Source organism: Pseudomonas sp. 43(2021), from assembly GCF_017490805.1.
Taxonomy (GTDB): Bacteria; Pseudomonadota; Gammaproteobacteria; order Pseudomonadales; family Pseudomonadaceae; genus Aquipseudomonas.
On sequence record NZ_JAFGYJ010000566.1, the window covers coordinates 1 to 436 of the forward strand.

At 64.0% G+C, this 436-nt stretch carries 1 protein-coding gene; it reads right to left on the reverse strand.

Going from position 1 to position 436, the window contains the following annotated elements:
• A partial coding sequence (locus J5M71_RS28725) for a molybdopterin dinucleotide binding domain-containing protein (protein WP_279382407.1) occupies positions 1–436 on the reverse strand: 436 nt, incomplete at both ends.

Genomic DNA, 436 nt, shown 5'->3' on the forward strand with positions numbered 1-436 from the left:
ACCGGAGCTCAAGCACAGCGGTCGTAGCGTCTCGAAATGCCGCTGAACATCACCCTCGATCAAGGCGAACAGTTGCCACGGCAGGTTGACTGCCTCCAGACGCACGCCGCTGTGCTTGAGCTCCGGTTGTTTGGACAGCGGATCAAACGCCGGCAAGGTCAGCGTGTTGACGCCGCCCTTGAGATAGCGATCGCCCCAGTGCATCGGCAGAAACGCCTGGCCCGGACGCACGCTGTCGTCGCTGCTGACCGCAACAATCACCGCGCCACGGCGGCTTTTCAGATTGACCAGATCGCCGGGCTGCAAGCGGTGCCGGCGCATTTCGTCAGGGTGCAGGCTCAGCACGGCTTCGCTGACGTGGCCGAACAATTGCGCGGCGGTGCCGGTGCGGCTCATGCCGTGCCACTGGTCACGCAGGCGACCGGTGATCAAAGTC